A 5,146-nucleotide genomic window follows, 5' to 3' on the forward strand; every position below is an offset into this window, starting at 1 on the left:
GTGTCAGCACTGGACTGCTCTTCGCTCGTTACAGCTTGGGCCAGGATCAGCCGAGCCCCTTCTTCCATGCTGGGGCCTCACTTGCCTCGCCGAATTCCAACACGGGCCCGGTTATCTAAACCGAGCAACGCTGAATAACGCAGCCCAGAGGTCTTGTTTCATCTTCCGCCAGAGCTTGGCCGGGCGGGCCACCACATCGGAATCGCTCGTACAGGGGGGTGTGGGGTCGGTCGTGGAATAAGAAGTGGGTCAGGCCAGCCGTTGATCTAGCCGAAAGGCTCCTGGTGCACCAGCGCCACCTGTGGCATGGCCGGATGCAAGGGGTTGAGCAGCAGGTTGCGAGCCTGGGGCACCACCACCGAGGGCAGCACAATCTGGACCACGACAAAAGACATCTCCATCCCATACATAAGCCTAGGGACAGATATGATAAAATTGAGGCAAAATGCATATTCAAGCCGAAATATTTTAATGCCATTTGGGATCATCATCCCAAAAAAAATAATGAAAAGAATCTGCGAATAGCAAGCGGAATTGATTGCAGCACTACTATATTGCCCCCATTTATTGAGGGCTTGCGAGAAATAGGCATAGCAAATAGTCACCTAATCTGCTATCACTATCGCATAATATCCGTTGAAAATTACATAAACAAGCTAAAGACAAATAGTTGGCGCATAAAGAATAAGTATACGCTCGACGACCTAATGAGCTCCGATCACAACGAGGTCAAGGACAGCACCCTACGCAACAAGTGGCTCCAATTAGAGCATGATCGCGAAAGGCAAATCAGCGAGAAATGACAAAGCACCCCATCAACGTCCAATCTATTACACCTGATCACCCTATTACGCTTTTCTGATTGCACTTGTCCGAAGTCAATCTGGCTGATGGCCATCAGCCAGATTGACACGGAACATCTAGACATAGTTCCCCAGTCAAACACCCCACCAGAGGTGCCGCAGGCACTGCTGACCACTGGTCGCCCCCGAGGCTTATCCCTTCAGCATTTGATTGAGGATCTGGTTAGCCAACTTCGGATCCACCTTGCCGCCAGTGCGCTTCATCAGCTGGCCCACAAAGAAGCCCTGGAGCTTGGTTTTGCCGCCCCGGAAGGCTTCCACCTCCACGGGGTGGGCGGCCAGCAGCTCCGCCACAACCGCCGTGATCGCTGCCGGGTCGCTGATCATGCCCAGGCCGCGCTGCTCCACGATCGCCTTGGCAGATCCGCCCTGCTCCAGCAGCTCCGGCAGGATCTCCTTGGCGATCTTGCCGCTGATCACACCAGCCTCAATCAGCTGCACCAGCTCGGCCAGCTGCTCAGGCCGCAAGGGCAGATCGGTGTAGGAGAGCCGATTGGCGTTCACATGGGCGGCGATATCGCCGCTGATCCAGTTAGCGGCGGCCTTGGCATCGGCTCCAGCCGCCACAGCAGCCTCAAAATAGGCAGCCATCGGCAGCTCTTCAGTGAGCACCCGGGCGTCATAGATAGATAGGCCCAGCTGCTCGGCATAGCGGTGGCGCTTGGCGGCCGGCAACTCCGGCAGCTCGGCCCGCCAGCCTTCGCGCTGCTCGGCGCCCACCTCAATCGGCCCTAGGTCTGGATCGGGGAAGTAGCGGTAGTCGCTGGCGCCCTCCTTGGTGCGCATGCTGCGGGTGAGCTGCTTGGCCTCGTCCCAGAGGCGGGTTTCCTGCACCACGGGCTCGCCGGCTTCATAGGCCTTGATCTGGCGCTGGATCTCATGATCAATCGCCCGCTGGATGGCGGAGAAGGAGTTCATGTTCTTGATCTCCACCTTCGTGCCGAAGGGCTCCTCGGGGCCACGCCGCACTGAGATATTCACGTCACAGCGCAGGGAGCCCTCCTGCATGTTGCCGTCGCTCACGCCCAAGTAGCGCATGATCCGGCGGATCTCGGCGGCATATTCGGCCGCTTCACGGCCGGTGCGCAGATCGGGCTTGCTGACGATTTCAGCTAGGGCTACGCCGGCGCGGTTGTAGTCCACCAGGGAGTGGGTGGAGCCCGCCAGGCGGTCGCTGCCAGCGTGCACCAACTTGCCAGCGTCCTCCTCCATGTGCAGGCGCTCGATGCCAATTGTCTTGAGGTAGGTGTCCTTCCCCTTTTCGGCCACCTCCACCTCGATCCAGCCGTCTTCAGCGATTGGTTCGTCGTATTGGGAGATCTGGTAGTTCTTAGGTAGGTCGGGATAGAAGTATTGCTTGCGATCGAATTTGCTGTGCTCGGCAACATGCAGATTGAGGGCCAGCGCCGCCTTCACCGCATACTCGAGCACCTTCTGATTGAGCACCGGCAACGTGCCCGGCAGCCCGCACACCACCGGATCGATGTGGGTGTTGGGCTCGTCGCCGAAGTTGGTGGAGGCGCTGGTGAAGATCTTGCTGGCGGTGCCCAGCTGCACGTGGGTTTCCAGGCCGATCACGGCTTCCCACTCGCCTTGCCCTGTCGCCATTGATGCCCGAGTCCCTAGAGGGACAATCCTATGGAACGGCGCCGGGCTCAGGCACCTGGGCCGCCGAACCAGCGGGCCTCGAGCAGATCGAGGGCAGGCTGCTCCCCGCCCTCGCGGGCTTCACGGACGTCTGCCACCGCCAGGCAGGTAGCGAAAAGTTCGGCCAGCAGCCCCCCTTCAGCTGCCGCCAGGGCCTCGACCGCAGCCCCAAACTCCTGGGCTGATGGCCGCTTCAACCAGGCCAGCTGGCTTGCCAGTTGGGGGGGCCTGAGGGCTTCGCCAGGCGGCAGCTCCCCCTGGCGGCTGCACAGGTAGGTGGCGATCAACTCCTTCTCCCGCTGCTGGAAGAGGCCATCGGCCTGGCCCATGCTGAGCAGCACGGTGAGCTCGGCTTCAAACTGGCGGCGCAGGTTCTCGAGACGCCCCGCCCGGCTCTGGGCGTAGCGACTGCGCACCAGGGCCGCAATATCCTCCACCGGCTCACCGCTGGCCAGGTCGAGGCAGCTCTCGATCCGGTCGGTGGCGAAATCCTGGAAACTGCCGCTCAGGCTGCAGTGGGCCGAAAACAGGGCCGGGTTGCCTGCGGCGTCGAGTTGCACAGCCTTGACGGTGATCCGGCGGCAGCTGGAGCTGCCATCTCTACCTTCATCACCAGCTCCATCGCGGTAGAGGATTTCGAGCTCGAGGTGGAGCGCCCAACTGGCCATCGCTGATGGACCTGCAACGGCCTGCCATCATCCCTGAAGCCGCGGGCACCAGCGATGACCGGCTCCCCCAACCGGCCCATAAGCAGCGAACGGGTGCTGATCCTGGGCGGCGGCCTGATCGGCCTGGCGATCGCCCACCAGCTGGCCCGCCGGGGCCGCTGCGTGCAGGTGCTCAGCCGGCGCCGCAGCGAAGCGGCCGGCTTCGTGGCGGCCGGCATGCTCGCCCCCCACGCCGAGGGCCTCAGTGCCAACCTGCTGGCCCTGGCCCAAACCAGCCTGGAACGGATCCCCGCCTGGGTGGCGCAGATCGAGGCCGACAGCGCTCTGGCCTGCGGCCTGAGGCCCTGCGGCATCGTGGTTCCCTTCCGCAGCAGTGCCGAGCGGGACGCCTATCCCACGGCCGCCTGGGGCGAGCCCCTGGGGCGGGCGGCCCTGGAGCGGGAAATCGCCGGCATCGGCCCGAGCTGGCGGGCGGGGCTGCTCTTCAGCCAGGACGGTCAGATCGACAACCGCCGCCAGCTGATGCGGGCCCTGGAGCGGGCCTGCGTAGCCCTGGGGGTGGGCTTCCAGGAAGGCGCTGAGGTGCTGGCAATCGAGTGCGGCGGCGACGGGGCCCTGGCGGCCATAAGGTTGCGCACGGCTGCAGGGGAGCAGCAGCGGCTGCCATGCGCCGAAGCGGTACTGGCCTGCGGGGCCTGGAGCGCCCAGCTGCTGCCCCAACTGCCGGTATTTCCCCTCAAGGGCCAGATGCTGTCGCTGCAGGCGCCGCGGCAGGCGCTGAAGCGGGTGATCTTCGGCCCCGGCACCTATCTGGTGCCACGGGCCGATGGCCTGCTGGTGGTGGGAGCCACTAGCGAGCCGGAAGCGGGTTTCGGCGAGGGGCTGACGCCTGCGGGCCAGCGCCAACTGCAGGAGGGACTCGAAGCCCTGCTGCCAGAGGCTGCCTACTGGCCGCCGATGGAGCGCTGGTGGGGCTTCCGGCCCTGCACGCCCGACAAGGGGCCGCTGCTGGGGCAAAGCGGGATCCGGGGGCTATGGCTGGCGACCGGCCACCACCGCAACGGCGTGCTGCTGGCGGCGATCACTGCCGAACTGGTGGCAGGAGAGATCTGCGGATCAACCAAGGCGGAGAACAGGGCCCTGCTGGAGCCCTGGGGCTGGGGACGGTTCCAGAGCTGAATTGCTCAGGTTGAGATATTCAGGCTGTGGCATTCAGGCTGCGCCCAGCTGGTATTCGTTGACATCACCATGGGCGCAGACTCAAGAGCCAAAGATGGCGCGTGATCCAGCGGAGCTGGGGCGGCATCTCCGCATCAAATTGGAGAAACCGTGGAAACGCGGAGGGCCAGCTGACAGTACTGACGTACCATGAAGTGATCGCACCGAGCGCCCTCGTTACGCTGATGCAATCTGAAAGTCTCTCAGCGCTGCCTGGTTTGACGCCGCGGCCGGTGCGCTGCTGCTGCTGATCTCGTTCACTTCGAACTACGGCGATGAAAACCTCCTCCGCTTCAGCCGTCTCAAAACAGCTGACCAGATCGGAATATGTCTCCACCTTGCCGCCCTGGCAGCGCTTGCTGGCGTAGACGAAGTCTTCTCCGAAGGAGTTGTTGAACTGGCGACCCGTCTACGACATCGAGCAAGAAACCGAGCGATTGAGGCTCAGATCGCTCGAAAGCGAGAAGCGCTTGAAGCAATTGCAAGAGAGCAACGCCAGAATCGCGCGCTTCGAGCAGGAGCTCTTTTCCTCGTCGAACCAAACATCCTCCACCGGCGATTCCTCGCCTACATAGCCACCGAGCTGGCAGGGTCACCGCAAAACGGTCAGGCGACCTGAGGCAAGGTTCTCCGCCAGCAGAAGCCCGAGCACTCTCAGGGCTGGAGGGATTCCTGATTGAGCCGCTCCCAGCCGGAGGTTTGGCGCCGGTCTCCAGTCGTTGCTTGTGGTTGCTCAACGGGTCCTGCGTT

At 62.8% G+C, this 5,146-nt stretch carries 4 protein-coding genes; 1 reads left to right on the plus strand and 3 read right to left on the minus strand.

Features of this window, described 5'->3' with window-relative positions:
• Positions 1-266 precede the first annotated feature (266 nt).
• The 3 genes from KBZ07_RS15995 to KBZ07_RS16005 form a co-directional block, all read right to left on the minus strand.
• Positions 267-395, minus strand: coding sequence for an RES family NAD+ phosphorylase (locus KBZ07_RS15995; protein WP_254932537.1), 129 nt, complete (start codon positions 393-395; stop codon positions 267-269).
• A 600-nt stretch (positions 396-995) separates the two neighbouring features.
• Complete coding sequence (gene gatB, locus KBZ07_RS16000) at positions 996-2,471, minus strand: Asp-tRNA(Asn)/Glu-tRNA(Gln) amidotransferase subunit GatB (RefSeq protein ID WP_254932538.1); 1,476 nt, start codon at positions 2,469-2,471, stop codon at positions 996-998.
• A gap of 47 nt (positions 2,472-2,518) precedes the next feature.
• Positions 2,519-3,178 (minus strand): hypothetical protein, encoded by a 660-nt coding sequence (locus KBZ07_RS16005; RefSeq protein WP_254932539.1) that lies wholly within the window; start codon positions 3,176-3,178, stop codon positions 2,519-2,521.
• 54 nt (positions 3,179-3,232) lie between these two features.
• Here KBZ07_RS16005 and KBZ07_RS16010 point away from each other — a divergent pair, with 54 nt between their 5' ends.
• Positions 3,233-4,357, plus strand: a complete 1,125-nt coding sequence (locus KBZ07_RS16010; RefSeq protein ID WP_254932540.1) for an FAD-dependent oxidoreductase — start codon at positions 3,233-3,235, stop codon at positions 4,355-4,357.
• Positions 4,358-5,146: the final 789 nt, after the last annotated feature.

It is taken from the genome of Cyanobium sp. BA20m-14 (assembly GCF_024346295.1).